Genomic DNA, 25,133 nt, shown 5'->3' with positions numbered 1-25,133 from the left:
GGCACATGAATCAGAACGCGATGCGCCCCGTCAGGATCTCCTTGTACATGACCCAGTCGCCCATGAAGCTGAACAGCGGGCGCTTGAACGATGCAGGCTTGTTCTTCTCGAAGCCGAAGTGGCCGATCCAGGCGAAGCCGTAGCCGCACAGCAGGCCGTAGAGCAGATATTGCGGCCGACCGGTCGCCACCAGCATGGCCAGGCACACCAGCGCCAGCGTCGAGCCGATGAAATGCAGCCGCCGGCATGTGCGGTTGCGGTGCTCGCTCAGGTAGAACGGATAGAACTCGGCGAAGGTCTTCAGCGACTTCGGATCGACAGCATCGGCGCTCATGCAGCCCCCTCGGTGCGGGTCAGACCCGCTATCGTCGCATTCAACACGCCGTCCGGCGCTTCGGTCATCAGGGAATGTCCGGCCGGCAGCGTGACGATGTTGGCACGCAGCGCGCGGCCGAGTTCGCGGGCACTCTTCGGCGCTGTCATCTGATCACGCGTGCCGAGCACGAACGTCACCGGGCATCGTACCTTCGAGGCGGCCTGCAGCCCGTTGGCGTAGGCATCGCAGACGCGGAAGTCGTGTTCGAAGAGGTTCATGCCGGTCAGGCCGGTGGCCCCGGCGAGCATGCGCCGCATGAGCGCGCGGTTGCCTCCGTGCAGCCACGCACCCGGCCCGGGAAACGAGGGTTTGGCAGCGAGGCCGCCATGCGACAGCGCATTGACCATGTCGATCGCCCGCAGCGGCTGCTCTCGTGCAGTGACGAGCAGCGCATCGGACACTTTCATCGGAAAGGCGGTTGCCAGCATGATCAACTGCGTGACGCGCTGTGGTGCACGCGCGGCCATCTCCAGCCCGACCAGCGTGCCCATGCTGTGGCCGACGACGGCGGCGTGCTGCACGCCGGCGGCATCGAGCAAGGCGAGCGTCCAGTCGGCCAGCGCTTCGACGCTGGCCGCCGGCGGGCCTTCGCTGCGGCCGTGGCCGGGCTGGTCGACCGCGAGCACGGCGTGGCCGTGGTGGGCGAACCAGCGCGCGAGCAGGTTCCACACGCTGTGGTCGTGCAGCGCGCCGTGGACGAACACGACGCAGGGCAGGGCGGCATCGAACGCCTTGCCGCCGGTGTATGCATAGGCCTTGCGACCGTCGACGATCAGTTCCATCACGCCCCCGCCTTTTCCGCGGCCTTCAGTGCGCGCTTCAGGTCGTCGATCAGGTCGTCGGCATCCTCCAGGCCGATCGACAGGCGGATCGTGCCCGGCGAGATGCCCGCCTGCGCCAGCGCCGCGTCGTCCATGCGGAAGTGGGTGGTCGAGGCGGGGTGGATCACCAGCGAACGGCAGTCGCCCACGTTGGCGAGGTGCGAGAAGATCTTCAGTGCCTCGATGAATGCCTTGCCCTGCGCGCGGCTGCCCCGGATGTCGAAGCTGAACACCGAGCCGCAGCCGCGCGGCAGCAGCTTCTTCGCCAGCGCGTGGCTCGGATGGCCTTCGAGTTCGGGGTAGCCGACCGAAGCGACGAGCGGGTGCGTGGCAAGGAAGGCGACCACCTTGCGCGTGTTCTCGACATGGCGCGCCATGCGCAGGGGCAAGGTCTCGATGCCCTGCAGGATGAGCCAGGCGGTGTGAGGGCTCATGCAGGCGCCGAAGTCGCGCAGGCCCTCGCGCCGCGCGCGCAGAAGGAAGCCGCCGACGGTGCTCTCCTCGGCGAACACCATGCCGTGGAAGCCGGCATAGGGCAGCGACAGCTCCGGGAAGCGCCCCGAGGCACTCCAGTCGAACTGACCGCCGTCGACCAGCACGCCGCCGATCACCGTACCGTGGCCGGAGAGGAACTTGGTCGCCGAGTGAAAGACGAGGTCCGCGCCGTGCTCGAGGGGCTTCATCAGCCAGGGCGTGGTGAAGGTGGAGTCGACCAGCAGCGGCAGGCCGCTCTCGTGGGCGATCGCCGAGACGGTGGGGATGTCCAGCACGTCCAGGCCGGGGTTGCCGAGCGTCTCGCCGAACAGCAGCTTCGTGTTCGGGCGGATCGCTGCGCGCCAGCCGTCCATGTCGCCCGGCTTGACAAATGTCGTCTCGATGCCGAAGCGCGCGAGCGTGTAGTGGAGCAAGTTGTGTGAGCCGCCGTACAGCGCGCTCGAGCTGACGATGTGCGAGCCTGCGCCGGCCAGTGTGGCCACCGCGAGGTGCAGCGCGGCCTGGCCGCTGGCCGTGGCGATCGCGCCGACGCCTCCCTCGAGCGCCGCCACACGCTCTTCGAGCACGGCGTTGGTGGGGTTGGAGATGCGGCTGTAGACGTGGCCGGAGCGTTCGAGGTTGAACAGGGAGGCAGCGTGTTCGCTGGACTCGAACACGAACGAGGTGGTCAGGTGGATGGGCACCGCCCGCGCGCCGGTGGCCGCATCCGGCGCGGCGCCGGCGTGCAGGGCGAGGGTGTCGAATCCGGGGTCTGCGGCGCCGGGCATGGGGTCTCCTCTGGGCTGTTTTCGCGCCGGATTGTGGGCTATATTGGGCCGCGACTTGCGACACGGAGAGGATCATGAAGGTCAGCGACATCTTGCGCGTCAAGGGAGGCACTCTCTTCACCGTCAGCCCCGAAGATGCCTTGGCGGTGGGCCTGAAGACCATGGCCGACAACGACATCGGCTCGCTGGTCGTGATGGATCGCGGTGCACTGGCGGGCATGCTGACGTTCCGCGAGGTCATCCTGTCGGTGGTCAAGAACGGCGGGTCGGTGGGCGACAGCACCGTGCGCAGCGTGATGGACGACCACCCGCTGACCTGCTCGCCAGATACCGAGATCGACGAGGTGCGCCGCATGATGCTCGAGCGCCATGCGCGCTACATGCCGGTGATGGACCAGCGCACGCTGATGGGCGTGATCTCCTTCTACGACGTCGCCAAGGCGGTGGTGGAGAGCCAGGACTTCGAGAACCGCATGCTCAAGGCCTACATCCGCGACTGGCCGGTCGACGAGCCGGGCACGCAGCCTGCGGCGAGCTGACTCCCTCCCAACCGCCGCGCGCCTGCCCCGCAGGGGGCGCCGTCCCGAGTGGGAGGCCCGGCGCCGTCCCCACTGCGCGCCGGCCACCTAGAATCGGCGCATGGCAGGCAGCACCTTCGGCGAACTCTTCCGCGTCACCAACTTCGGCGAGTCGCACGGGCCGGCGATCGGCTGCGTGATCGATGGCTGTCCCCCAGGCATGGCGCTGTCCGAAGCCGACATCCAGCCCGAGCTCGACCGGCGCCGTCCCGGCACCAGCCGCCACGTCACGCAACGCAACGAGCCCGATGCGGTGGAGATCCTCTCCGGCGTCTATGAAGGCAAGACCACCGGAACGCCGATCTGCCTGCTGATCCGCAACACCGACCAGCGCAGCAAGGATTACGGCAACATCGTCCAGACCTTCCGGCCGGGCCACGCCGACTACACCTACTTCCACAAGTACGGTCTGCGCGACCCGCGCGGCGGCGGCCGCTCGTCGGCGCGGCTGACCGCGCCGATGGTCGGCGCCGGCGCAGTGGCGCGAAAGTGGCTGAAGCAGCAGTACGGCACCAGCTTCGTCGGCCACATGACGCATCTCGGCGAGATCGCCATCCCGTTCGAGGGCGAGCAGCACATCCCGAGCAACCCCTTCTTCGCCGCCAACGCCAGCGACATCGCGCGCCTCGAGGCCTACATGGACGATCTGCGCAAGGCCGGCGACAGCTGTGGTGCGCGCATCACGGTTGCTGCGCGCAACGTCCCGGTGGGCCTGGGGGAACCGCTGTTCGACAAGCTCGATGCCGACATCGCCTACGCGATGATGGGCATCAACGCGGTGAAGGGCGTGGAGATCGGCGCCGGCTTCGCCAGCGTGGCACAGCGCGGCACGACGCACGGCGACGAACTCACGCTGCAGGGCTTCGCGAGCAACAACGCCGGCGGCGTGCTCGGCGGCATCTCGTCCGGCCAGGACATCACGGTGGCCATCGCGATCAAGCCGACCAGCTCGATCCGCAGCCCGCGCCGCTCGATCGACCTGAACGGCCAGCCGGCCACCGTGGAGACCTTCGGTCGTCACGACCCCTGCGTCGGCATCCGCGCCACGCCGATCGCCGAGGCGATGCTGGCCCTCGTGCTGATGGACCACGCGCTGCGGCATCGCGCCCAGTGCGGCGACGTGCGGGCCGCGCTGGCGCCCATTCCCGGCCGCATCGCCTGAACCGTTCGTCGGCCGGCGACGCAGTTCGTCGCCTCGACCCCGCAGCCTGTCACATGGAGGCTGCCGTCTCGCCCACGGGTTCCTAGACTGGCGCCGCTTCACGAGAGCGAACCTGGAGGGGCGAAACAATGAGAAAGACGTGGTGGCTGGGCGGAGCAGGTCTGGCGCTGATGGCAGCGGCGTTGGGCGCCGTCAAGGTGTCCGGGATCGGACTGGGCAGCCAGGACAAGCCGAAGGTCGAGCCGACGCTCGAGTTCAGCGCCCGCGAGGTGGTGCAGCCCGCGCTGGCGAGCCTGCCGTTGCGACTGGAGTTCTCCGGCGCGCTGGTCGCTCCTCGGACGGCCATGGTGCGGGCCAAGGCGGCCGGCACGCTGCTGTCGCTGACGGTCGGCGAAGGCAGCCGGGTGCGCGCCGGCCAGCCGCTCGGCCAGATCGACCTGGCCGACGTCGGCAGCCGCGTCACCGAGCGGCAGGCAGCGGTCGAATCGGCGCGGGTGCAGGTCGTGCAGGCCGAGCGCGTGCATGCGTCCAACCGGCGCCTGGCCGACCAGCAGTTCATCTCGCCCAACGCGCTCGACGCCTCGCGTTCGGCGCTGGAGGCGGCCCAGGCGAACCTGGATGCCGCCCAGGCCCAGCTCCACAGCGCGCGGCTGGCCCTGCGCGACGGGCCGCTGCTGGCGCCGATCGGCGGGCTGGTCGCCAAGCGGCATGCGCTGCCCGGCGAGAAGCTGGCGCTCGAGCAGCCGGTGCTGACCCTCGTCGACCTGGCCACGCTGGAGCTGGCCGGCAGCGTCGGCACGCACGAAGTGGCACTGCTCGCGCCGGGCATGCCGGTGCTTCTGCGCGTGGAGGGCCTCGAGGAACCGGTGAGCGGGCGGCTGGACCGCATCGCACCGGCGGCGGAACCCGGCACGCGCTCGATCGGCGTGACGGTGAGCGTGGCCAACCCGAAGGAGCGGCTGCGTGCCGGACAGTACGCGGTGGCTGCCGTCACGCTGCCCGACGAGGCGCAGCGGTTGACGCTGCCGTTGGCCGCCGTCGTCGGCGCTGCCGGGCAGGCGCAGGTCTGGCTGATCGAAGGCGGCGTGCTGGCGCGGCGTGCCGTCACGCTGGGCCGGCGCGACGAGGCGCACGGCCGTGTCGAGATCCTGTCCGGCCTGGAGCCGGAGGCCCTGGTGCTCGCTGCGCGCTTCGACAGCCTGCGCGAGGGCAGCAAGGCCGCGGTGGCGGCGGGGGCCTCGGCGGTGGCCTCGGCCGCGGCCTCTTCCGTGCTGCGTTGAGGAGCCCGCCATGTGGATGACCCGCGTGTCGATCGCCAACCCGGTATTCGCGACCATGGTGATGGTGGCGCTGTGCGTGCTCGGGCTGTTCTCCTACGCCCGCCTGGGCGTCGAGCAGATGCCCGACGTCAACCCGCCGGTGGCCTTCGTCGACGTGGCCTACCCCGGCGCCTCGCCCGAGGCGGTGGAACGCGAGGTCACCAAGCTGGTCGAGGAGGCGCTGAACAGCATCGCCGGCGTCAAGCGCATCACCTCGCGCAGCTTCGAAGGGCGCAGCCAGACCGGCGTCGAGTTCACCCTCAACGCCGACATGGCGCGCGCGATGCAGGACGTGCGCGACCGCATTGCCGTGGTGCAGGCGTCGTTCCCGAAGGACGCCAAGGCGCCGACGGTGGCGCGCTTCAACAACGACAACAGCCAGCCGGTGGTGGTGAGCGCGCTGCTCTCGGAAACGCGAAGCGCACGCGAGCTGTCCGTCCTCGCCGAGCAACTGGTGGCCAAGCGGCTGCAGCGGGTCGAAGGGGTGGCCACCGTCGAGGTGTCGGGGCTGGCCAAGCGCGAGGTGCGCATCGATCTCGACGCGGACCGGCTGCGCGCCTACGCGATCACGCCGGCGCAGGTCGCCGCCGGCCTGCGCGAGGCGCACGCCGACCAGCCGGTGGGGCTGCTGTCCGACGCCACGCAGGACGCCATCCTGCGCGTCGAAGGGCGCGTGTCCGACCCGCGCCAGTTCGCCGACATGGTGGTGGCCCATCGCAACGGCCTGCCGCTGCGCCTGGCCGACCTCGGTGCGCTGGTCGAGCGCGAGCGCGAGCCCGACACGGTGGCGCGCATCAACGGCCAGCGCGCGGTCAACTTCAACGTCTTCAAGCAGCAGGACGCGAACGTGGTGGCGACCGGCGAGGCGGTGAAGGCGGCGATGGAGGAGGTGCGCAAGGCGCTGCCCGCCGACGTGGAACTGCGCCTGGTCTACGCGAACAGCGACTTCGTGAAGAACTCGCTGAAGGGCCTGCAGCACACGCTGATCGAGGGCGCGCTGCTGACGGTGGCGATCGTCTTTCTCTTCCTGCACTCCTGGCGCAGCACCATCATCACCGGGCTGACGCTGCCGATCGCGGTGATTTCCAGCTTCATCGCCGTCTACGCCTTCGGCTTCACGCTGAACTTCATGACGATGATGGCGCTGTCCCTGTGCATCGGGCTGCTGATCGACGACGCGATCGTGGTGCGCGAGAACATCGTGCGCCACGTGCATCTGGGCAAGGACCACTTCACCGCCGCGCGCGAGGGCACCGAGGAGATCGGCCTGGCGGTGATGGCCACCACCTTTGCGATCTGCGCGGTGTTCGTGCCGGTGGCCTTCATGGGCGGCATCGTGGGCAAGTTCTTCTTCCCCTTCGGCATCACCGTGGCGGTGGCGGTGCTGGTGTCGCTGTTCGTCAGCTTCACGCTCGACCCGATGCTGTCCAGCCGCTGGCCGGATCCGCCGGGCGTGTGGGCGCGCAAGGTCTGGGGCCTGTCGCACCTGATCGGCGCGGTCGACCGGACGATGGATGTGCTGCACGTGGCCTACGAGCGACTGATCCGCTGGGTCTTCGAGCGCCCGAAGCGCAACCGGCTCATCGTGCTCGGCGTCGGTCTGGCGAGCTTCGTCGGCGCGCTCGGCCTCGCGCCGCTGGTCGGCAGCGAGTTCATCCCGCAGACCGACCAGGGCTTCACGCAGTTGGCCATCCGCATGACGGTGGGATCCAGCCTGGCGCGCAGCGACGAGAAGGTGCGCCAGGTGGAGGCCATCGTCGCGGCTTTCCCGGAAGTGAAGACGATTGCCACCAACGTCGGCGGGCAGGGCACCGGCCTGGCCGTCGGTCGCAACCAGGCTTCGCTGAACATCGGCCTGGTCGACCGCCGCGAGCGCCAGCGCACGCAGAAGCAGGTGGAGGACGCGATCCGCGCCGAGATCGCCAGGATCCCGGGCATCGAGGTCTCGGTCGGCTTCGACCGGCCGATCTATGTCGCCATCCTCGGCGGCGATGCCGAGGGCCTGGCGCGGGTGGCGCGCGAGTTCGCCGACAGGGTGAAGCAGATCCCGGGCATCACCGACGTCGAGCTGTCGGTCAAGCCGGGCCTGCCGGCCTATGCCGTGCGGCTCAAGCCCGGCGCGGTGCGCGAACTCGGCCTGACCGCGCCGCAGCTCGCCGCCAGCCTGCGCGCCTACGTCAACGGCGAGGTCGGCACCTACTGGACCACACCCGAGGGCGAGCAGGTCGAGGTGCTGCTGCGCCTGCCCGAGGGGCAGCGCGAGCGCGTCGCGCAGATGGGCAAGCTGCCGGTGGCCTTCGCCCGTGACGGCACGCCGATTCCGCTGGACGCGGTGGCCACCATCGAGCCGGTGACCAACCCGGAGGTGATCCGCCGCCAGGACCTGCAGCGTCGCGAGGTCATCTTCGCCGGCGTGCAGGGACGACCGGCCGGCGATGTCGGCGCCGACGTGCAGAAGCTCGTCAAGGCGACCACGCTGCCGCCCGGCTTCAGCTTCGACGTCGGCGGCGCGACGCGCGAGCAGCAGGAAGCCTTCGGTGCCATGCTCGGCGCAATGGCGCTGGCGGTGGTCTTCATCTACATCGTGCTGGCCAGCCAGTTCGGCAGCTTCCTGCAGCCGGTCGCCATCATGGCCTCGCTGCCGCTGTCGCTGATCGGCGTGATGCTGGCGCTGCTGCTGTGGCGCAGCACGCTCAACGTGTTCTCGATGATCGGGCTGGTGATGCTGATGGGCCTGGTGACGAAGAACGCCATCCTGTTGGTCGATTTCGCCAACCGCGCGCTGAAGGGCGGGGCGAGCGTGGCCGACGCGCTGCTGCAGGCCGGCCTGATCCGCCTGCGGCCCATCGTCATGACCACCGCGGCAATGGTGTTCGGCATGCTGCCGCTGGCGCTGGCGCTGAACGACGGCGGCGAACTGCAGGCGCCGATGGGCCGCGCCATCATCGGCGGCGTGATCACCTCGACGCTGCTGACGCTGGTGGTGGTGCCGGTGCTGTGGAGCTACCTGGTCGGCATCAGGCGGCCCGTCGCCAGCGTCGTCGCTGGCGGCGCGACCGGTGCCTTCATGCCGGCCAGCCGCGACTGAGGTGGCGCCGCCGCGGCAGTGGTGGTGCGGTAGACGCCGCAGCCGACCACCCGCTGCTCGTCGAAGCGGTGCATGTACGAGGCCTCCGGCTGCACCGCGCCGGTCTCGGCGTGGAGGATGTCGTACTCGATCCAGCCCGGCCCGCGCCGGGTGCGCTCCCAGCCATCGACGACGCAGCGATTGCCGTCGATGCCGGGCACGTCGTGGACGTGCGAGCCCTCCTTCTCGGGCCGGGCGGCATGCAGCAGGTAGCGGCCCTGGCGGTCGACGACGAAGACGTACAGGTCGCGGTCGACGAGGTCGCGCGCCTCGTCGGCGCTGCCCTGGTGCAGCCGGATCGAGGCGACCGCGCTGCTCAGCAGGCCGGCGTGCTCGGCCGCCCGCAGCATCAGCTGCTCGATGGCTGGGGGGTGCTGGGCGAACGCCGCGTGGTGCTGTGTCCCGTGCCGGCCCTCGGCCAGCGCCGCCAGCTCGTCGCGGCGCGCCTGCCAGAGGTCGGTGGCATCGAAGCGTTGCGTGGCCGAGATCTCCACGGCCATCGCGCGCATGACACGGTCGAACTTGCCGCGCACCTGCGCCAGCGCGTCGCGCGCGGAGGCGTCGCCGGCCAGCGCGCGGTGCATCAGTCCGCGATGCGACTGGACCTGGCCGATCAGCGCCTGGGCTGCCTGGACGACGCGCGTGCCCTCCAGTTCGACCAGCGCGAAGTGGCGCTCGGCCTGCCCGGCGCGCTGGCTGAGCGGGGTCTCCAGGGGGGCGCACCTCGTTCGGGCGCGCCTCGATCCGTTGCACTTCGGCCGGTCCGAGGGGCGGCTTGGGCGCCGCGCCCGGCATGGCGAGCCGCGCCCTCAGGCGCTGTCGCGCCGCACCAGCGTGAAGCCGAGGTCGACGCAGCGCTGCGCGGGCGTCTGCCCGCGCATCAGCGCCAGCAGCATCTGCGCCGCCGCGAGGCCGATTTCGGCGCGCGGCGTGCGCACGGTGGTCAGCGGCGGCAACATCTGGTCGCTGCCGGTCAGGTCGTTGAATCCGGCCACGGCCATGCGCTGGGGCACCGCGATGCCCAGCCGCAGCGCGGCGAGCAGCGCGCCCTGGGCGAGGTCGTCGTTGCAGAAGAACACGGCGTCGACCGCCGGCGTCTGACCAGCGATCTGCTCGAACATCAACGCACCCAGCGCAATCGACGAGGGCGCCGGATTCAGCCACTCGAGAGTCGGCGCGTAGCGCCCCGCAGCCGACATCTCACGCCGCCAGCCTTCGAGCCGCTGCATCGTGCGCGCGTCGAGCTGTGCCGCCGCGAACGCGATGCGTCTGTGGCCGCGCTCGAGCAGGTGGCGCGTCATCGCAGCGCCGGCGTCGGACTGCGAGAAGCCGACGCAGTGCACGCCCTCGACGCGGCTGGTCTCCATCAGGTGCACGCAGGGCACGCCGCTGCTGGCGATCAGCTGGCGCGCCGCCTCGCTGCGCTCCAGCCCGGTCACCAGCAGTCCGGCCGGCCGGTGCAGCAACTGCTCTCTGAGCAGTTGCTCCTCTTCGGCATTGTCGTAGTGAGTCACGCCGATCAGGGTCTGGTAGCCGGCCGGGCGCAGTGTGCGCTGCACCGCTTCCAGCAGGTCGACGAACAGCGCGTTGGACAGCATCGGAATGAGCAGGGCGACATGGGTGCTGTGGCGCGAGGCGAGGGCGCGTGCTGCCGGGTCGGGCATGTAGCCGAGGCGGGTCGCCGCCGCCTGCACGCGGGCCACCAGGTCCGCGTCGACGGCGCGCTCGCCGCGCAGCGCCCTCGAGACCGTGATCGGGCTGACGCCGGCCGCCTGGGCGACATCGGCGAGGGTGACGCGGCCGGTGGCACGCGATCGGGCAGGGCGGGAGGTCATGGCCTAGGGTAAATACGGATCGAAGCGGTTCAGATACTGAGTAGGATAGCGCTATCCAAAGACGGGACGCAACCGATCCGATTCTGGCCCCAAAGAACCTCGGGCAGCAATCCAGCGGCAGTCGTTACCGTCCTTTTCTTTGACTTTGACGGATAGCGCTGTCCAAATGCGATCCTGGTTGGTGATCATGGGTGTGGCCGGTTGCGGCAAGTCCAGCCTGGGGCAGGCTCTCGCGCAGTCACTGTCGCTGCCGCTGGTGGAAGGCGACGATTTCCACAGCCCGGTGAGTCGCGACAAGATGAGCTGCGGCGTCCCGCTGACCGATGCCGACCGCGACGGCTGGCTCGACACCCTGGGCGGGCAGCTCGCGTCCCGTCCCGACGGTGCCGTGCTGACCTGCTCGGCGCTCAAGCGCGCCTACCGAGAGCGGCTGCGTGCAGCGCGCCCGGGCCTGCGCTTCGTCTTCCTCGACATCGGCCGGAGCGACGCACTGCAGCGTGTGGCGCAGCGGGCCGCCTCGCATTTCTTCTCCAGCAGCCTGGTCGACAGCCAGTTCGCCACGCTCGAGTCGCCGGTCGGCGAGGCAGGCGTGCTGCGCGTCGATGCGCTGCACCCGTTGCCCATGCTGTGCGCCGAGGTAAGCGCCTGGCTGGCCATGACGGATCCTGCATGAACACGTCCGCCTCCAGCCCGCGCCTGCAGCGCATCGTCCACGCCGTCATGGCCGCCTGCCTCGGCGTGATGGCGCTGGCCGTCTTCGTCAACGTCGTGCTGCGTTACGGCTTCGGCAGCGGCATCGCCGCGAGCGAGGAGCTCTCGCGCCTGCTGTTCGTCTGGATGGTGTTCATCGGCGCCACCGCCGCCTACCCGGCCGGAGAGCACATGGCCTTCACCAGCCTGGTCGGCCTGCTGCGCCGGCGGCCGGCGGCCCTGGCGGCCATGACGGCGCTGATCCGCCTGCTGGTGATGCTGGCCTGTGCGCTGCTCGCCTGGGGGGCCTGGCAGCAGGTGGTGGTGGGCATGGACAGCCGCTCGGTGGTGCTCGGCTACCCGACCGCGCTGCTGCCGCTGCCGGCGTTGCTCGCCGCCATCGCCATCGGCGTGATGGCGCTGGTCGAACTGATTCGTCGTGAACCGCTGGACCTCGGTCACGGCGCCGACGTGGAGTGATGAACATGTCTCCCGAAGCCTCGGCCTTCCTCGTCTTCTGCGCCGGCATGCTGGTGCTGATGGGCATCGGCATGAACATGGCACTGGCCCTGGTGCTCACCGGCGCCGGCATGGCCTACGTGCTCGGCTTCTGGGACACCCAGCTGCTGGCGCAGAACCTGGTGGCCGGCGTCGACAGCTTCCCGCTGCTGGCGGTGCCGTTCTTCATCCTGGCCGGCGAGCTGATGAACTCCGGCGGCATCAGCCGCCGCATCATCGACATGGCGCAGGCCTGGGTCGGCCACATCCGCGGCGGACTGGGGTTCGTCGCCATCGGCGCGGCGGTGCTGATGGCCAGCATGAGCGGCTCGGCGCTGGCCGACACGGCGGCGCTGGCCACCATCCTGCTGCCGATGATGCAGCGCCAGGGCTATCCGATGGCCACCTCGGGTGGGCTGATTGCCTCGGGCGGCATCATCGCGCCGATCATCCCGCCGTCGATGCCCTTCGTGATCTACGGCGTCACCACCAACACCTCGATCTCGGCGCTGTTCGTCTCCGGCATCGTGCCGGGGCTGATCATGGGCATCGGCCTGGTCATCGCCTGGAAGCTGGCGCTGCGCAAGCTGGACCTGCCGGCCGGACAGGCGATGCCGATGCGGGCGCGCCTGCGCGCCTCGGCCAAGGCCTTCTGGGCGTTGCTGATGCCCGTCATCATCATCGGCGGCATGAAGACCGGCATCTTCACGCCGACCGAGGCGGCGGTGGTGGCGGCCTTCTATGCGCTGACGATCGCGCTGTTCGTGCACCGCGAGATGAAGCTCGCCGAGATCGGCCGGGTGCTCGAGCGCGCCGCCAAGACCACCGCGATCGTGATGTTCCTGTGCGCCGGCGCGGCGGTGGCCAGCTACATGATCACCCTGGCCGACCTGCCGGCCACGCTGAGCGGCTGGCTGGGCCCGCTGGTCGATCACCCGAAGCTGCTGATGGCCGTGATGATGATCGTGCTGGTGCTCGTCGGCACCGCGCTGGACCTCACGCCGACCATCCTGATCTTCGCGCCGGTGATGCTGCCGATCGCCGTCAAGGCCGGCATCGACCCGGTCTACTTCGGCCTGATGTTCGTGCTCAACGGCGCCATCGGCCTGATCACGCCGCCGGTGGGCACCGTGCTGAACGTCGTCGCCGGCGTCGGCCGCATGTCGCTGCATCAGGTGATCAAGGGCGTGAACCCTTTCCTCGTCACCTACACGCTGATCCTCGTGCTGTTCGTGATCTTCCCGCAGATCGTCACCGCGCCAGTGGCGTGGATGCGCTGATCCGCACCGTTTCCTCACCCCACACACCCTGGAGACCCACGTGAACCTCGTTCGCCGCACCCTCGTCGCCGCCGCTGCCGCAACGGCCTTCGCCGCCCCCTTCGCCGCTGCCGCGCAGGACATCAAGCCGCGGCTGATCCGCTTCGGCTACGGCCTCAACGAGCAGAGCAACCAGGGCCGTGCGGTCAAGCTGTTCGCCGAGCAGGTCGAGAAGGCTTCTGGCGGCAAGATGAAGGTGCGCGCCATCGGCGCCGCCGCGCTCGGACCCGACGTGCAGATGCAGCAGGCGCTGATCGGCGGTGCGCAGGAGATGATGGTCGGCTCGACCGCGACGCTGGTGGGCATCACCAAGGAAATGGCGCTGTGGGACACGCCCTTCCTGTTCAGCAACGCCAAGGAGGCCGACGCCATCCTCGACGGCCCGATCGGCGGGAAGGTGATGGCGAAGCTGCCGGAGAAGGGCCTGGTCGGCCTGGTCTACTGGGAGAACGGCTTCCGCAATCTCACCAACAGCAAGCGGCCGGTGACGAAGATGGAGGACCTGGACGGCATCAAGCTGCGCGTGATGCAGAACAACGTCTACCTCGACAGCTTCAAGATGCTTGGCGCCAACGCCGTGCCGCTGCCGTTCTCCGAGCTGTTCAGTGCGCTGGAGACGAAGACCGTCGACGGCCAGGAGAACCCCTACAACACCATCCTGTCCTCCAAGTTCTTCGAGGTCCAGAAGTACCTCAGCGTGACCAACCACGTCTACAGCCCGTGGATCGTGATGGTCAGCAAGAAGTGGTGGGACGGCCTGTCCAAGGACGAGCAGAAGGTGCTGATGGACGCCGCCCGCGCCAGCCGCGACTTCGAGCGCAAGGACACCCGCGAGGAGGCCGCCAAGGCGCTGGCCGACCTGAAGTCCAAAGGCATGCAGATCAACGAACTGCCGGCCGCCGAGTCCGCACGCATGCGCGACAAGCTGACCAAGGTGAACGCCTCGATCGCGGCCAACGTGGGCATGGACCTGTGGAACGAGACCCAGGCCGCGCTGGTCAAGCTGCGCAGCAAGTGAGCGGCCGAACCGGTCCGGGTGCGGCCGGCCAGGGCGTTCAGGCGCTGACGTGGATCACATCGCGCACCAGCGGGTAGATCTGGTGCTGCCAGCGGCGCCCGCTGAACACGCCGTAGTGGCCGACGCCGGGCTGCACGTAGTGGGTGCGCAGGTAGGGCCGCAGCCTGCTGCACAAGTCCTGCGCGGCCAGCGTCTGACCGACGGCGCAGATGTCGTCGCGCTCGCCCTCGATGGTGACCAGCGCGGTGCGGCGGATTGCCGACGGATCGACGCGCCGGCCGCGGAACGTCAGCTCGCCACGCGGCAGGTCGTAGGTCTGGAACACGCGCTGCACCGTCTCGAGGTAGAACTCGGCGGGCAGGTCGGCCACCGCCATGTACTCCTCGTAGAAGGTGCGCGTGGCTTCGGCCTTGTCGTGCTCCTGCTCGACCAGCGCGACGTAGTAGTCGCGGAAGGCATTCAGGTGGCGCTCCTTGTTCATGCTCATGAACGCGGTGAGTTGCACGAAACCGGGGTAGACGCGGCGGCCGCCGCCGGGGAAGCGCCAGGGCACGCGGCTGATCAGGTTCTTCTCGAACCACTCGATCGGCTTGGTCGTCGCCAGCTTGTTGACCGCGGTCGGCTCGACACGGCAGTCGATCGGACCGGCCATCAGCGTCAGGCTGGCCGGCGTGGCCGGGTTCTCGTCCTCGGACATCAGCGTGGTGGCGGCCAGCGCTGCCACGCAGGGCTGGCAGATGGCCATCAGGTGCGCGCCGGGGCCGATGACCTCGAGAAACCGCATCACGTGCTCGATGTACTCATCCAGCCCGAAACGGCCTTCGGACAGCGGCACGTCGCGCGCATTCAGCCAGTCGGTGATGTAGACGTCGTGGTCCTGCAGCGCGGTGCGCACGGTGTCGCGCAGCAGCGTCGCGAAGTGGCCGGACATCGGCGCCACGATCAGCACGCGCGGCTGCGCCGGCGCGCCGACCTTGACGAATCTGCGCAGCGTGCCGAAGGGCGCGTGAAAGACTTCCTCTTCGGCGATCTCCCACTCGCGGCCCTGGGCCCGCACGCTGGAAATGCCCCAGTCGGGCCGGCGGTGGGTCATCTCGGCCAGCCGCATCACCTCGCAGGCCGCGGCCACCTGGCGGTGCGGCGGGTGGCCACCGAGGCCGAGGCTGTCGTCCAGCAGCATCGGCACCGCGGCGCGGGCCATCGTCCGCAGTGGCCACATCACGTCCGCATGGGCCTGGTAGGCGTGGTACATCAAGCGGGTCTCCCGAAGCGATGGTCCAGCCCCAGGGGAGCAACTTGCGCGCCAAGCCGCCACATGTGGCATGTGGATTGCTCGGACGACGGCACCTCCTTCGACCCAGGCCTCCACCATGCCGCCCGTTGCCACGCCCTCCCGCTCCAAGGCACCCGCGCGCAAGAAGGCCGCGCCAGCGGCAGCGCCGCGCCGCGCCAGCCCGCGCGCGACGCTGACGCTGTCGAGCAAGAACTACTCGTCGTGGTCGCTGCGCGGCTGGCTGCTGTGCCGCTTTGCCGGCTTGGACTTCGACGAGGTGATGGTCTCGCCGGACGATGCGGACGCTCGCAAGGAACTGCTGCTGCTCGCACCGTCGATCCGCGTGCCCTGCCTGACGCACGAGGGTGCCAAGGTCTGGAACACCTTGGGCATTGCCCAGTATCTGGCGGAGATCTTCCCCGATGCAGGCTTGATGCCGGCAGATCGCATCGCACGGGCACACTGCCGTTCGGTCAGCGGTGAGATGAACTCCGGCTTCGCCAACCTGCGCGCCTCGCTGCCGATGAACCTCAAGGCGCATCACCCGGGTTTCAGGATCTGGGCTGGCGCGCAGCCGGACATCGACCGCATCGTCGAGATCTGGACCGACTGCCTGGCCACCTACGGCGGGCCGTTCCTGTTCGGCAAGCAGCGCACCATGGCCGACGCGATGTACGCGCCGGTGGTCACGCGCTTCCTGAGCTACGACGTCAAGTTGAACGAGCCCTGCACCGAGTACTGCCGCACCATCATGGCGATGCCGGAAATGCAGGAGTGGGTGGCTGCGGCGCGCAGCGAACCCGAAGAGATCGAGGAACTCGACATGGAGTTCTGATCACTCCCACTTCGACGGCTCCGGCACGGCGCAAGGCGCCGGCATGTCGATCGTCTTGAAGTCAGCCGGGCCGACGATCTCGATGTACTCCATGTCCGGCGAGTAGTCGAACAGGTAGTGCACGATGCCGGGGCGCTGGTGCACGCAGTCCCCGGCCGAAACCAGCGTCTCCTGCTCGCCGTACATGAATTTCGCCCAGCCCTTGGTCATCATGACGATGTGGAAGTCGGCTTCATGGCGGTGCCATCCGGTGCCCTTTTCGGGTGCCATGTTGGCCTTCACCAGCTGCGCGATGACGCGGCCGTGCGTGGCCGCCTCGACGCCCAGGTCCTTGTAGAGGAAGAAGTCGCGCATGTCGTCGCTGCGCCAGGCGGTGTCGCCGGGCTTGACGTGGGAGAAGAGAGTCGTGGTGGTGTCGAGCATGGCAGGCGCTCCGCACGGGTTGGTGAGCCAGCGCAGCAAGCATCAACCGTTCCAGTTGATGCCCGATAAGGGAAGCCGAAGATGTTTGCGGCATGATTCGGGTTTTGCAGCGTTTCGCGCCCCATTCCCGTGCCTTCTCCCCGCCCCGCGCTCGCGGCCAGCCGACTTGCCTGCCGCCGCGGCGACAGGCTGCTGTTCCGCGGCCTGGACTTCGAACTCAAGAGCGGCCAGATCGTCTGGCTGCGCGGACCCAATGGCAGCGGCAAGACCAGCCTGTTGCGTCTGCTGGCCGGCCTGTCCACACCCGCCGAGGGCGCCGTGACCTGGGGCGGCGAGCCGCTGCGCCGCGCCGGGGCGGCCTGGTGCCGCTCGCTGTGCTACCTCGCCCATGCCAATGCGCTGAAGGACGATCTCACCGTGCTGGAGGCGCTGCAATTCCTCGCCCGGCTGCATGGCCATGCGGGTGACGAGGCCAGTTGCGGCGAGGCGCTCAGGCGCGTCGGCCTGTTCAGCCGCCGCCACGCCGCGGTGCGCACGCTGTCGCAGGGGCAGCGCCGCCGCGTCGCCCTGGCCCGCCTGCAGCTCGACGCGGCGGCTCCGGTCTGGATCCTCGACGAGCCCTACGACGCACTGGACGCCGAGGGCACGGCGATGCTCGACGCGGCGCTGTCGGCCCACGCGGCGCGCGGCGGCGCCGCGGTGCTGACCAGCCACATCGACCTGACGCTGCGCGAGCCGGCGCCGGTCGTGCTGCAGCTCGATGCCTACCGTGTGCAATGAGCAGCACCTTCGTCACCATCGTCGCGCGGGACCTGCGGCTGGCGGCGCGGCGGCGCGTCGAGGCGCTGCTGCCGATCGCCTTCTTCCTCGTCGCGGTCAGCCTGTTCCCGCTCGGCGTCGGACCGGAGCCACAGACGCTGCGCCAGATCGCCCCGGGCGTGGTGTGGGTCTGCGCGCTGCTGGCCGCAATGCTCTCGCTGACCCAGCTCTACGGAGGCGACCATGCCGACGGCTCGCTCGAGCAGATGCTGCTGTCGGGTGAGTCGCTGTGGCTGATCGCCGCCGCCAAGGCACTGGCGCACTGGATCGTCACCGGCGCGCCGCTGGTGCTGGCGGCGCCGCTGTTCGGCGTGCTGTTCGACCTCAGTGGCCCGGCCAACGTGGCGCTGGCGCTGACCTTGCTGCTGGGCACGCCGATTCTCAGCCTGCTCGGCGGGTTGGGCGCGGCGCTGACGCTGGGCCTTCGCAGCGGCGCGGTGCTGCTGATCCTGATCATCCTGCCGCTGTGCATCCCGGCGCTGATCTTCGGTGCGGGTGCGGTGTCGGCCACCGAGGCCGGCATCTCGACACGCGGCCATTTTTCCCTGCTCGGCGCCTTGCTGATCGCCTCGGTGCTGCTGGCACCGCTGGCGACCGGCGCGGCGCTGCGCATTGCCACGGAGTGAACCACCCATGGAAGGCCGCCTGACCTTCTTCACCTTCTCGTCGCCGCCACGCTTCTACGCGCTGACCGGCATGCTGATCCCCTGGTTGTGGGCGGTCTGCCTGGCGTTGACCGTCGCCGGCCTGTACGTCGGCTTCTTCGTCGCGCCGACCGACGCGACCCAGGGCGAGTCCTACCGGGTCATCTTCATCCACGTGCCGGCCGCCTGGATGTCCATGCTGCTGTACCTGGTGATGGCCTTCTGGGCGGCGATCGGCTGGGCCTTCAACGCCCGCCTGGCCTCGATGGTGGCGCGGGCGATCGCGCCCACCGGCGCGGTCTTCACCTTCCTGGCCCTGTGGACGGGCGCCTTCTGGGGCAAGCCGACCTGGGGCACCTGGTGGGTGTGGGATGCGCGCCTGACCTCGGAACTCATCCTGCTGTTTTTGTATCTGGGTTTCCTGGCCCTGGTCAACGCGATCGACGACACCCGTCGCGCCGACCGGGCAGGCGCGCTGCTGGCGATCGTCGGCGCGGTCAATGTGCCGATCATCTACTTCTCGGTGAAGTGGTGGAACACGCTCCACCAGGGCGCCACGATCAGCATGACCGCGGCGCCGAAGATGGCGCAGACCATGCTGGCGGCGATGCTGCTGATGACCTTCGCGTTCTGGGCCTATGCCTTCGCGGTGGTCTTCATGCGCACGCGGGCGATCGTGGTCGAGCGCGAGCAGCACACGGAATGGGTGACGGAAATGGTTCGCAAGCAGGGGGTCGGGGCATGAACTGGGCAAGCGCCAGCGAGTTCTTCGCAATGGGTGGTTACGGGCTCTACGTCTGGGGCTCGTACATTGCCACCGCGCTGCTGATGGTCATCGAACCGATCCTGGCCCGCCACAGGCATGCTCAGGCCAAGCGGGCAGCCGCCAATCTCAACGAGGAGTAGTCCTGACATGAAACCCCGCCATAAGCGCCTGGCGATCGCCGGCGGCGTCGTCGTCGCCGTCGGTGCGATCGCCGCGCTGGTGCTCAACGCCTTCCAGAGCAACCTGGTGTTCTTCTATTCGCCCTCCCAGATCGCAGCCAACGAAGCGCCGGCCAACCGCACGTTCCGCATCGGCGGACTGGTGCAGGAAGGCACCGTCAAGCGCGACGGCGTGAAGGTCAGCTTCGTCGTCACCGACACCGCGAAGACCGTGCCGGTGCAGTACGAAGGCATCCTTCCCGACCTGTTCAAGGAAGGCAAGGGCGTGGTCGCCCAGGGTCAGCTGAAGGACGGCGTGTTCGTTGCCCGCGAAGTGCTCGCCAAGCACGACGAGAACTACATGCCGCCCGAGGCGGCCGAAGCCCTGAAGCAGGCGCAGCAGACCAACGACAAGGTCGGCAAGTCCGTGGTGCAGCAGGGAGCCGGACAATGATTCCCGAGCTCGGCCATTTCGCGCTCTGGCTGGCGCTGGGCGTGGCGCTGATCCTGGGCGTCGTGCCTCTGGTCGGTGCGCAGAAGGGGCGTGGCGACTGGATGGCGCTGGCGCGACCGCTGACGGTCGCGCAGTTCGTGCTGATTGGCATGGCCTTCGCCTGTCTGACCGCGTCGTTCGTGCAGCACGACTTCTCGGTGATCTACGTGGCCAGCAACTCGAACAGCGAACTGCCGCTGGCGTATCGCATTGCGGCGGTGTGGGGTGGCCATGAAGGCTCGCTCCTGCTGTGGGTGATGATGCTGTGCGTCTGGCAGCTCGCGGTGGCGAGATTCAGCGCTCACCTGCCGCAGCCGGTGCTCGCGCGCATCCTCGCCGTGATGGGCCTGGTCTCGGTGGGCTTCCTGCTCTTCATGCTGCTGACCTCCAATCCGTTCGACCGGCTGATCCCGGCGGCGGCGGACGGTCGCGACCTCAATCCGCTGCTGCAGGACCCCGGCATGGTGATCCACCCGCCGATGCTCTACATGGGCTACGTCGGTTTCTCCGTGGCCTTCGCCTTCGCGGTGGCGGCGCTGATCGGCGGCAACCTCGACACGCAGTGGGCGCGCTGGACGCGGCCCTGGACCACGGTCGCCTGGATCTTCCTGACCATCGGCATCGCGCTGGGCAGCTGGTGGGCCTACTACGAACTGGGCTGGGGCGGCTGGTGGTTCTGGGATCCGGTGGAAAACGCCTCGTTCATGCCCTGGCTGGTGGGCACGGCGCTGATCCACTCGCTGGCAGTGACCGAAAAGCGCGGCAGCTTCAAGAGCTGGACGGTGCTGCTGGCGATCATGGCCTTCTCGTTGTCGCTGCTCGGCACCTTCCTCGTGCGCTCTGGCGTGCTGAGCTCGGTGCATGCCTTCGCGACCGACCCGACGCGCGGCCTTTTCATCCTCGCCTTCCTGGTGGTGGTGATCGGCTCGTCGCTCGCCCTCTACGCCTGGCGCGCGCCCAGCGTGGGCCTGGGTGCGCGTTTCGCGCTGCTGTCGCGCGAGACGCTGCTGCTGCTCAACAACGTGCTGCTGGTGGCCGCCACCGGCGCGGTGCTGCTCGGCACGCTCTACCCGCTGGTGCTGGATGCGCTCGGCCTGGGCAAGATCTCGGTGGGTCCGCCGTACTTCGACACCGTGTTCGTGCCGCTGATGGCCCCGCTGGTCTTCCTCATGGGCGTCGGCCCGATCGCGCGCTGGAAACAGGCCGAGCTGCCCGACCTGTGGACGAAGCTGCGCTGGGCACTGGGGGTGGCGGTGGCGGCGGCGATCGCGGTGGAGTGGTCTACCGGCGAGATCGGCCTGATGGCCACGCTGGGGCTGACGCTGGCCTTCTGGATCGTCGCCTCGGTGGCCACCGACCTGCTCGAGCGAATTCGCGGCGGCAACCCCTGGGAGCGCGCCAGGCTGATCCCGCGCGCGATGTTCGGCATGATGCTCGCCCACCTGGGCGTGGCTGCCTTCATCATCGGCGTGACGATGGTCAAGGGCCACGAAGTCGAGCGCGACGTGAAGATGGACCTCGGCGACACCACCGAGGTGCGCGGCTATACCTTTACCTTCAAGGGCGTGCGCGAGGTCAACGGGCCGAACTACGTGGCCGCCGAAGGGCTGATCGAGGTGACGCGCAATGGAAAGAAGTACCTGGACATGCGGCCGCAGAAGCGCGTCTACCGCGTGCAGCAGAACCCGATGACCGAGGCCGACATCGACACCGGCCTGACGCGTGACCTCTACGTCTCGCTCGGCGAGCCGGTGGAGGGGAGCCCGGGTGCGTGGATCGTGCGCATCTACGTCAAGCCCTTCGTCGACTGGATCTGGGGTGGCTGCCTGCTGATGGCCTTCGGTGGCCTGCTGGCCGCGACCGACCGGCGTTACCGTGCCAAGGTGCGCAGCGAACAGCCGGCAACGGCGGCGATGGGGGCAAGCGCGTGAGGGTCCTCAAGTTCCTGATCCCGCTGGCGGTGTTCCTGGTGCTGGCAGCTTTCCTCGCCGTCGGGCTGAAGCTGGACCCGCGCGAGGTGCCTTCGCCGCTGATCGGCAAGCCGGCGCCGGCCTTCGAACTCACCCGCCTCGACGCACCGGATCAGAAGCTCAAGCGCGACGAGCTGCTCGGCAAGGTCTGGGTGCTCAACGTCTGGGCTTCGTGGTGCGCGCCGTGCCGCGAGGAGCATCCTCTGCTGGTCAGTTTCGCCAAGCGCGGTCTCGCACCGCTCTACGGCCTGAACTACAAGGACACGCGGCCTGCCGGCATGGCATTCCTCACCCAGCTGGGCAACCCCTACGAGGCCTCGCTGTTCGACAGCGACGGGCGTGTCGGCATCGACTACGGAGTCTACGGCGTGCCCGAGACCTTCGTGGTCGACAAGCAGGGCGTGATCCGCTTCAAGCATGTCGGGCCGCTGACCAACGAGGTCATCGACAAGAAGATCGAGCCGCTGCTAAAGGAGCTGAATGTCTAGCCACCCCGTGACGCGCTGGCTGCTCGCGCTGTGCCTGGCGCTGCCCTTGGGCGTGCTGGCCAAGGAGGCCGCCCCCGCCGCCGACGACCCGGTGCTCGAGGCGCGCGTGATGCGCATCGCCGCGGAGTTGCGCTGCCTCGTCTGCCAGAACCAGACGATCGCCGACTCGCATGCCGACCTTGCGCAGGACCTGCGCAACCAGGTGCGCGAGATGCTGCAGAAAGGTCAGAGCGAGGCGCAGATCCTCGACTACATGACGCAGCGCTACGGCGACTTCGTGCTCTACCGGCCCCCCGTGAAGCCGACCACCACGCTGCTGTGGTACGGGCCGGCCGTGCTGCTGGTCGGCGGCGTGGTGGTGCTGATCGTCGTGCTGCGCCGCCGCAGCAAGCTGCCGGACGATCGCTTCGAGCCGGAACAGCCGGAAGAGGGCGATCAGGGCCAGGCGGTCAGAGGGTGAGCTTCCAGCCATCGACGAGCGCGCCTGGCGTGCTCGTCGAGCCGAGTTGCCGCTCGAGGTAGGTACCGCTCTCGGCGATCAGCTCGGCACGATCGCCCAGGCCGACCAGACCCGTGCCGAACATGCGCAGGAACGAGTCGTCGAAGCGCATCACGCCGATCGGCGCGACTGGCTGCCCCTCCTCCACCCACAGACAGGCGAAACGCGTCAGGCCGGTCATGCGACAGGCCTGGCGGTCGGAGTAGTTCAGGTACCAGAGGTTGCTGACCCAGATGCCCGTGCCCAGCGCCGCCAGCGCCAGCGCCGCCGGCACTCGGCCAGGCAGCAGCGACAGCGACTCGGGATATTCCTGCGCGTTCGCGCCGTTGGCCGGCACGCCGTACTCCTGCGCCGAGCGCACATTGGCGAGCGTGCCGGTGGCCAGCCCCCGTTCGACCAGGCTCACCCCTTCGGGTCGGCTGAAGCCCTCGGACGTGAAGGCGGGCGCGCTGCCGTGCGCCGTGTGCTCGAAGAGGCTGACGTCCGGGTGCAGCACTTCGTCGCGATGCGCCAGGCGCATCAGGCTCGAGGTGCCCGTGCGCCGCGCCTTCAGGCCGAAACCGCCCCAGCTCAGGGCTCCGAGCAGCTCGGCCACCGCCGTCGGCGCGAACCAGGCACGGTAGGCGCCCGGCTGCAGCGTGCGCGGCGGTCGCGCGAGCAGGCCGAGCTGAGCGGCGCTCTCCGCGACGCGGCGGGCGAACTCGTCGCCGTGCCACTGCGCGCCGGCATAGACGGCCTTCACCGCCTTGTCGGCCGCGTGGTAGAGGCACCAGTCGAAGTGAAAGCACTCGACGTGGTGCCAGTGCCGCGTGCCCAGGCTGTCGGCGAACGCGCGAATCAGCGGCCCGCCGGCATAGAAGCCGACGAAGTCGAGCCCCGCGGCGGCCGCGCACACACCCTCCACCAGCTGCGCGGCGGAAGGCAGGGTGCCGGTCTCGTGACGCACGCTGTGCAGCGGCGTCTCGGGCAGCAGCAGGTAGGGATCGTCGCAGAGGTCGGGCAGCACGGCGCGCGATGCCTCCAGCTCGCGCAGCAGCGCCGCACGGTCGGTGTCCAGGCGGCCGGTCAGCGTGATGCGGCTCTCCGCGCGACGCCTTCCCCGCGTGAGCGCGACGGTGGCCATGGCCTGCTCGACGTGCGTGGCCTGGCGAACGGCGGCGCGGTTGAAGCGGACGAAGTCCGAGGACTCGGCGCTCAGCAGCAGCGAGCTGCGTTCGCCGGCGCGCGCGGCATTGCACACCGTCTCGGCGAGCGCGTCGAAGTGGTCGCGCGAGACCCCGCTCATGCCGGCGCTCCGACCACCGCCACGCGGCTGAACTTGCAGGCCGGCGAGGCGTGGCCGACGCGGACCATCTGCGAGGGCTCGCCCTTGCCGCAGTAGGGGGTGCCCATCACCTCGTAGGTGCCGTCGTCGCCGACCATGGCCAGCGAGCGCCAGAAGGTCGCGCTGACACCGCGGTAGCTGGGGTCGCGCACCACCTCGGCGAGCCGGCCGCCGCGGATCATGCGGCCCCACTCGCAGCCGAACTGGAACTTGTTGCGCGAGTCGTCGATGCTCCACGACACGTTGGTGCGCATCATCACGCCCAGCTCGATGCTGGCGATCATCTCGTCCAGCGATGACGCGCCCGGCTCGATGTTCAGGTTGCTCATGCGATCGATCGGCGCGCGGTTCCAGCTGCTCGCTCGCGCGGTCGCCACACCTTCCAGGTCCGGGTGCGTGGCATGGGCGCGCGCGAGCGAGACCGCGCCGCCCAGCGGCCGGACCAGAAGGCCGTTCTCGATGAGGTGCCGGCGCCGTGCCGGCTCGCCTTCGTCGTCGAAGCCGAAGCTGGCGATCTGCTCGGGCCGGGTCGGGTCGTAGGTGACGTTGAGCAACTCGCTGCCGTAGGCGTAGCGCCCGAACATGTCCAGCGTGACGAAGCTGGTGCCGGCAAAGTTGCGTTCGTCGCCGAGGATGCGGTCGAGTTCCAGCGGGTGGCCGATCGACTCGTGGATCTGCAGCATCATCTGGTCGGGCATGAGCAGCACGTCCATCTCGCCGCCGGGGCAGGGCCGGGCCAGCGCCAGCTCGATCGCCTCGGCCGCGACGCGCGTCCCCTCGTCGGCGAAGCGCGCGCGTTCGAGCACCTCCAACCCGCCCTGCTGGCACCAGCCGTTGTACTGGCCGGCCGAGGAACGCGTCTGCGTCACGCCGGCCACGTGCGCGGTGGCCTGCACGTGCGGCATGGTCGCGCTCCAGCGCTGCTCGCTGCGCCCGCCGTCGCTGGTGAGCAGCAGCTGTTCTGCCTCGACCGAGAGCAGGCTCGCCGACCGGTCGACGATGCGTGCATCAGCTTGCGCCGAGGCACAGACCTCTCGCAGCAGGGCCAGCCGCTCGCCCAGGCTCGTCGTCCGCACCGGGCGCTGTACGGCGCCGTCGTAGCGGCCACGCGCCGTCACGCTGGGCAGTCCGGCCGGGTCGAAGACCATGCGCCCGGCGGTTGCGGCCGCGAGGCGACGGGCGCAATCGAACGCTTCCGCCAGGCCGCTCTCGCTGAGGTCGGCCGTGGCCGCATGCCCCAGCCCGCCGCCGAAGGCGACACTGACCATCGCGCCGGCATCGCGGCTGCGTTGCGGCGGCTCGGCGACGTCCTGGCGGACCTGAAGCGTCTCGCAGGTCTCGTCGACGGCGCGCAGCGTCCAGCGCGCGTCCGAGGGGGCGACGCGCTGCGTCAAGGTGTCGAGGCGGTCGAGCATGGCGGCGCGCGGCTGCAGCAG

Annotated in this window: 26 protein-coding genes; 17 read left to right on the top strand and 9 right to left on the bottom strand. The window is 69.4% G+C overall.

Annotated features, from left to right (window positions below):
* Nucleotides 1-10 precede the first annotated feature (10 nt).
* Genes Q0599_RS12975 through Q0599_RS12965 form a run of 3 tightly spaced genes read right to left on the bottom strand, consistent with a single transcriptional unit; the run spans nucleotide 11 to nucleotide 2,459 of the window.
* A complete protein-coding gene (locus Q0599_RS12975; protein WP_298830020.1) occupies nucleotides 11-334 on the bottom strand; it encodes a DUF962 domain-containing protein in 324 nt (107 codons plus the stop codon).
* Nucleotides 331-1,158 carry an alpha/beta hydrolase gene (locus Q0599_RS12970; protein WP_298830018.1) on the bottom strand — a complete coding sequence of 276 codons (828 nt, stop codon included), beginning with the start codon at nucleotides 1,156-1,158 and terminating at the stop codon, nucleotides 331-333. The genes Q0599_RS12975 and Q0599_RS12970 overlap by 4 nt, the downstream gene beginning before the upstream one ends.
* Nucleotides 1,158-2,459, bottom strand: a complete 1,302-nt coding sequence (locus Q0599_RS12965) for an O-acetylhomoserine aminocarboxypropyltransferase (RefSeq protein WP_298830017.1) — start codon at nucleotides 2,457-2,459, stop codon at nucleotides 1,158-1,160. The genes Q0599_RS12970 and Q0599_RS12965 overlap by 1 nt, the downstream gene beginning before the upstream one ends.
* A gap of 74 nt (nucleotides 2,460-2,533) precedes the next feature.
* Here Q0599_RS12965 and Q0599_RS12960 point away from each other — a divergent pair, with 74 nt between their 5' ends.
* The 4 genes from Q0599_RS12960 to Q0599_RS12945 all read left to right on the top strand — a co-directional run bounded on the left by Q0599_RS12960 (nucleotide 2,534) and on the right by Q0599_RS12945 (nucleotide 8,606).
* Nucleotides 2,534-2,998: a CBS domain-containing protein gene (locus Q0599_RS12960; protein WP_298830015.1), complete on the top strand. Its 465-nt coding sequence runs from the start codon at nucleotides 2,534-2,536 to the stop codon at nucleotides 2,996-2,998.
* A gap of 100 nt (nucleotides 2,999-3,098) precedes the next feature.
* Nucleotides 3,099-4,199 (top strand): chorismate synthase, encoded by a 1,101-nt coding sequence (gene aroC / locus Q0599_RS12955; RefSeq protein ID WP_298830013.1) that lies wholly within the window; start codon nucleotides 3,099-3,101, stop codon nucleotides 4,197-4,199.
* Nucleotides 4,200-4,327: 128 nt separating this feature from the next.
* Nucleotides 4,328-5,479, top strand: a complete 1,152-nt coding sequence (locus tag Q0599_RS12950) for an efflux RND transporter periplasmic adaptor subunit (RefSeq protein ID WP_298830011.1) — start codon at nucleotides 4,328-4,330, stop codon at nucleotides 5,477-5,479.
* A 10-nt stretch (nucleotides 5,480-5,489) separates the two neighbouring features.
* Nucleotides 5,490-8,606 carry an efflux RND transporter permease subunit gene (locus Q0599_RS12945; RefSeq protein WP_298830010.1) on the top strand — a complete coding sequence of 1,039 codons (3,117 nt, stop codon included), beginning with the start codon at nucleotides 5,490-5,492 and terminating at the stop codon, nucleotides 8,604-8,606.
* Here Q0599_RS12945 and Q0599_RS12940 read toward each other — a convergent pair.
* Nucleotides 8,522-9,229 carry a cache domain-containing protein gene (locus tag Q0599_RS12940; protein ID WP_298830009.1) on the bottom strand — a complete coding sequence of 236 codons (708 nt, stop codon included), beginning with the start codon at nucleotides 9,227-9,229 and terminating at the stop codon, nucleotides 8,522-8,524. The genes Q0599_RS12945 and Q0599_RS12940 overlap by 85 nt on opposite strands.
* Before the next feature lie 225 nt (nucleotides 9,230-9,454).
* Nucleotides 9,455-10,480: a LacI family DNA-binding transcriptional regulator gene (locus tag Q0599_RS12935; RefSeq protein WP_298830008.1), complete on the bottom strand. Its 1,026-nt coding sequence runs from the start codon at nucleotides 10,478-10,480 to the stop codon at nucleotides 9,455-9,457.
* 166 nt (nucleotides 10,481-10,646) lie between these two features.
* Here Q0599_RS12935 and Q0599_RS12930 point away from each other — a divergent pair, with 166 nt between their 5' ends.
* From Q0599_RS12930 to Q0599_RS12915, 4 genes are read left to right on the top strand one after another with little or no spacing between them, the layout of a single operon-like run.
* Nucleotides 10,647-11,153, top strand: a complete 507-nt coding sequence (locus Q0599_RS12930; protein ID WP_298830006.1) for a gluconokinase — start codon at nucleotides 10,647-10,649, stop codon at nucleotides 11,151-11,153.
* Nucleotides 11,150-11,650, top strand: coding sequence for a TRAP transporter small permease subunit (locus Q0599_RS12925; protein WP_298830005.1), 501 nt, complete (start codon nucleotides 11,150-11,152; stop codon nucleotides 11,648-11,650). The genes Q0599_RS12930 and Q0599_RS12925 overlap by 4 nt, the downstream gene beginning before the upstream one ends.
* 5 nt (nucleotides 11,651-11,655) lie before the next feature.
* Nucleotides 11,656-12,948 carry a TRAP transporter large permease subunit gene (locus Q0599_RS12920; protein ID WP_298830003.1) on the top strand — a complete coding sequence of 431 codons (1,293 nt, stop codon included), beginning with the start codon at nucleotides 11,656-11,658 and terminating at the stop codon, nucleotides 12,946-12,948.
* Between the two features lie 40 nt (nucleotides 12,949-12,988).
* On the top strand, nucleotides 12,989-14,005 hold the full coding sequence (locus Q0599_RS12915; protein ID WP_298830002.1) for a TRAP transporter substrate-binding protein: 1,017 nt from the start codon (nucleotides 12,989-12,991) through the stop codon (nucleotides 14,003-14,005).
* Between the two features lie 37 nt (nucleotides 14,006-14,042).
* On the opposite strand, the gene Q0599_RS12910 is transcribed toward Q0599_RS12915, so the two are convergent.
* Nucleotides 14,043-15,260 carry a polyhydroxyalkanoate depolymerase gene (locus Q0599_RS12910; RefSeq protein ID WP_298830001.1) on the bottom strand — a complete coding sequence of 406 codons (1,218 nt, stop codon included), beginning with the start codon at nucleotides 15,258-15,260 and terminating at the stop codon, nucleotides 14,043-14,045.
* A gap of 115 nt (nucleotides 15,261-15,375) precedes the next feature.
* Here Q0599_RS12910 and Q0599_RS12905 point away from each other — a divergent pair, with 115 nt between their 5' ends.
* Nucleotides 15,376-16,113: a glutathione S-transferase family protein gene (locus Q0599_RS12905; RefSeq protein WP_298829999.1), complete on the top strand. Its 738-nt coding sequence runs from the start codon at nucleotides 15,376-15,378 to the stop codon at nucleotides 16,111-16,113.
* Here the strand turns inward: Q0599_RS12905 and Q0599_RS12900 are convergent, their stop codons facing one another.
* Entirely contained in the window at nucleotides 16,114-16,536 is a 423-nt protein-coding gene (locus Q0599_RS12900; protein ID WP_298829998.1) for a cupin domain-containing protein, read from the bottom strand.
* A 129-nt stretch (nucleotides 16,537-16,665) separates the two neighbouring features.
* On the opposite strand from Q0599_RS12900, the gene ccmA reads away from it, so the two are divergent.
* Genes ccmA through Q0599_RS12860 form a run of 8 tightly spaced genes read left to right on the top strand, consistent with a single transcriptional unit; the run spans nucleotide 16,666 to nucleotide 22,334 of the window.
* On the top strand, nucleotides 16,666-17,316 hold the full coding sequence (gene ccmA / locus Q0599_RS12895; RefSeq protein ID WP_298829997.1) for a cytochrome c biogenesis heme-transporting ATPase CcmA: 651 nt from the start codon (nucleotides 16,666-16,668) through the stop codon (nucleotides 17,314-17,316).
* Nucleotides 17,313-17,981 (top strand): heme exporter protein CcmB, encoded by a 669-nt coding sequence (ccmB, locus tag Q0599_RS12890; RefSeq protein ID WP_298829996.1) that lies wholly within the window; start codon nucleotides 17,313-17,315, stop codon nucleotides 17,979-17,981. The genes ccmA and ccmB overlap by 4 nt, the downstream gene beginning before the upstream one ends.
* 7 nt (nucleotides 17,982-17,988) lie before the next feature.
* Nucleotides 17,989-18,744, top strand: coding sequence for a heme ABC transporter permease CcmC (gene ccmC / locus Q0599_RS12885; protein ID WP_298829995.1), 756 nt, complete (start codon nucleotides 17,989-17,991; stop codon nucleotides 18,742-18,744).
* Complete coding sequence (gene ccmD, locus Q0599_RS12880; protein WP_298829994.1) at nucleotides 18,741-18,905, top strand: heme exporter protein CcmD; 165 nt, start codon at nucleotides 18,741-18,743, stop codon at nucleotides 18,903-18,905. The genes ccmC and ccmD overlap by 4 nt, the downstream gene beginning before the upstream one ends.
* A gap of 7 nt (nucleotides 18,906-18,912) precedes the next feature.
* Entirely contained in the window at nucleotides 18,913-19,377 is a 465-nt protein-coding gene (gene ccmE / locus Q0599_RS12875; RefSeq protein ID WP_298829993.1) for a cytochrome c maturation protein CcmE, read from the top strand.
* Nucleotides 19,374-21,347, top strand: coding sequence for a heme lyase CcmF/NrfE family subunit (locus Q0599_RS12870; RefSeq protein WP_298829991.1), 1,974 nt, complete (start codon nucleotides 19,374-19,376; stop codon nucleotides 21,345-21,347). The genes ccmE and Q0599_RS12870 overlap by 4 nt, the downstream gene beginning before the upstream one ends.
* Nucleotides 21,344-21,874, top strand: coding sequence for a DsbE family thiol:disulfide interchange protein (locus Q0599_RS12865; RefSeq protein ID WP_298829990.1), 531 nt, complete (start codon nucleotides 21,344-21,346; stop codon nucleotides 21,872-21,874). Before Q0599_RS12870 ends, Q0599_RS12865 begins: the two co-directional genes overlap by 4 nt.
* On the top strand, nucleotides 21,867-22,334 hold the full coding sequence (locus Q0599_RS12860; protein ID WP_298829989.1) for a cytochrome c-type biogenesis protein: 468 nt from the start codon (nucleotides 21,867-21,869) through the stop codon (nucleotides 22,332-22,334). The genes Q0599_RS12865 and Q0599_RS12860 overlap by 8 nt, the downstream gene beginning before the upstream one ends.
* On the opposite strand, the gene Q0599_RS12855 is transcribed toward Q0599_RS12860, so the two are convergent.
* Both Q0599_RS12855 and Q0599_RS12850 read right to left on the bottom strand, forming a co-directional pair.
* Nucleotides 22,324-23,658: a metallopeptidase TldD-related protein gene (locus Q0599_RS12855; RefSeq protein ID WP_298829988.1), complete on the bottom strand. Its 1,335-nt coding sequence runs from the start codon at nucleotides 23,656-23,658 to the stop codon at nucleotides 22,324-22,326. The genes Q0599_RS12860 and Q0599_RS12855 overlap by 11 nt on opposite strands.
* Nucleotides 23,655-25,112, bottom strand: a complete 1,458-nt coding sequence (locus Q0599_RS12850; protein ID WP_298829987.1) for a TldD/PmbA family protein — start codon at nucleotides 25,110-25,112, stop codon at nucleotides 23,655-23,657. The genes Q0599_RS12855 and Q0599_RS12850 overlap by 4 nt, the downstream gene beginning before the upstream one ends.
* Nucleotides 25,113-25,133 lie beyond the last annotated feature (21 nt).

The sequence above is a fragment of the uncultured Piscinibacter sp. genome (genome assembly GCF_937952055.1).
Classification (GTDB): domain Bacteria; phylum Pseudomonadota; class Gammaproteobacteria; order Burkholderiales; family Burkholderiaceae_C; genus Piscinibacter.
The sequence above is the reverse complement of the archived record's forward strand: the minus strand, read 5'-3'. Positions and strand labels throughout refer to the sequence as shown.

Excerpts from the sequence above, each read along its gene's own strand:
- Q0599_RS12920 (WP_298830003.1), top strand. The coding sequence starts at position 11,656 with ATGTCTCCCGAAGCCTCGGCCTTCCTCGTCTTCTGCGCCGGCATGCTG.
- Q0599_RS12905 (WP_298829999.1), top strand. The coding sequence starts at position 15,376 with ATGCCGCCCGTTGCCACGCCCTCCCGCTCCAAGGCACCCGCGCGCAAG.
- Q0599_RS12940 (WP_298830009.1), bottom strand. The coding sequence starts at position 9,229 with ATGCACCGCGCGCTGGCCGGCGACGCCTCCGCGCGCGACGCGCTGGCG.
- Q0599_RS12975 (WP_298830020.1), bottom strand. The coding sequence starts at position 334 with ATGAGCGCCGATGCTGTCGATCCGAAGTCGCTGAAGACCTTCGCCGAG.
- ccmB (WP_298829996.1), top strand. The coding sequence starts at position 17,313 with ATGAGCAGCACCTTCGTCACCATCGTCGCGCGGGACCTGCGGCTGGCG.
- Q0599_RS12930 (WP_298830006.1), top strand. The coding sequence starts at position 10,647 with ATGCGATCCTGGTTGGTGATCATGGGTGTGGCCGGTTGCGGCAAGTCC.
- Q0599_RS12850 (WP_298829987.1), bottom strand. The coding sequence starts at position 25,112 with ATGCTCGACCGCCTCGACACCTTGACGCAGCGCGTCGCCCCCTCGGAC.
- ccmC (WP_298829995.1), top strand. The coding sequence starts at position 17,989 with ATGGAAGGCCGCCTGACCTTCTTCACCTTCTCGTCGCCGCCACGCTTC.
- Q0599_RS12950 (WP_298830011.1), top strand. The coding sequence starts at position 4,328 with ATGAGAAAGACGTGGTGGCTGGGCGGAGCAGGTCTGGCGCTGATGGCA.
- Q0599_RS12870 (WP_298829991.1), top strand. The coding sequence starts at position 19,374 with ATGATTCCCGAGCTCGGCCATTTCGCGCTCTGGCTGGCGCTGGGCGTG.
- Q0599_RS12970 (WP_298830018.1), bottom strand. The coding sequence starts at position 1,158 with ATGGAACTGATCGTCGACGGTCGCAAGGCCTATGCATACACCGGCGGC.
- aroC (WP_298830013.1), top strand. The coding sequence starts at position 3,099 with ATGGCAGGCAGCACCTTCGGCGAACTCTTCCGCGTCACCAACTTCGGC.
- Q0599_RS12945 (WP_298830010.1), top strand. The coding sequence starts at position 5,490 with ATGTGGATGACCCGCGTGTCGATCGCCAACCCGGTATTCGCGACCATG.
- Q0599_RS12935 (WP_298830008.1), bottom strand. The coding sequence starts at position 10,480 with ATGACCTCCCGCCCTGCCCGATCGCGTGCCACCGGCCGCGTCACCCTC.
- Q0599_RS12855 (WP_298829988.1), bottom strand. The coding sequence starts at position 23,658 with ATGAGCGGGGTCTCGCGCGACCACTTCGACGCGCTCGCCGAGACGGTG.
- ccmD (WP_298829994.1), top strand. The coding sequence starts at position 18,741 with ATGAACTGGGCAAGCGCCAGCGAGTTCTTCGCAATGGGTGGTTACGGG.
- ccmE (WP_298829993.1), top strand. The coding sequence starts at position 18,913 with ATGAAACCCCGCCATAAGCGCCTGGCGATCGCCGGCGGCGTCGTCGTC.
- Q0599_RS12960 (WP_298830015.1), top strand. The coding sequence starts at position 2,534 with ATGAAGGTCAGCGACATCTTGCGCGTCAAGGGAGGCACTCTCTTCACC.
- Q0599_RS12860 (WP_298829989.1), top strand. The coding sequence starts at position 21,867 with ATGTCTAGCCACCCCGTGACGCGCTGGCTGCTCGCGCTGTGCCTGGCG.
- Q0599_RS12900 (WP_298829998.1), bottom strand. The coding sequence starts at position 16,536 with ATGCTCGACACCACCACGACTCTCTTCTCCCACGTCAAGCCCGGCGAC.
- Q0599_RS12925 (WP_298830005.1), top strand. The coding sequence starts at position 11,150 with ATGAACACGTCCGCCTCCAGCCCGCGCCTGCAGCGCATCGTCCACGCC.
- Q0599_RS12965 (WP_298830017.1), bottom strand. The coding sequence starts at position 2,459 with ATGCCCGGCGCCGCAGACCCCGGATTCGACACCCTCGCCCTGCACGCC.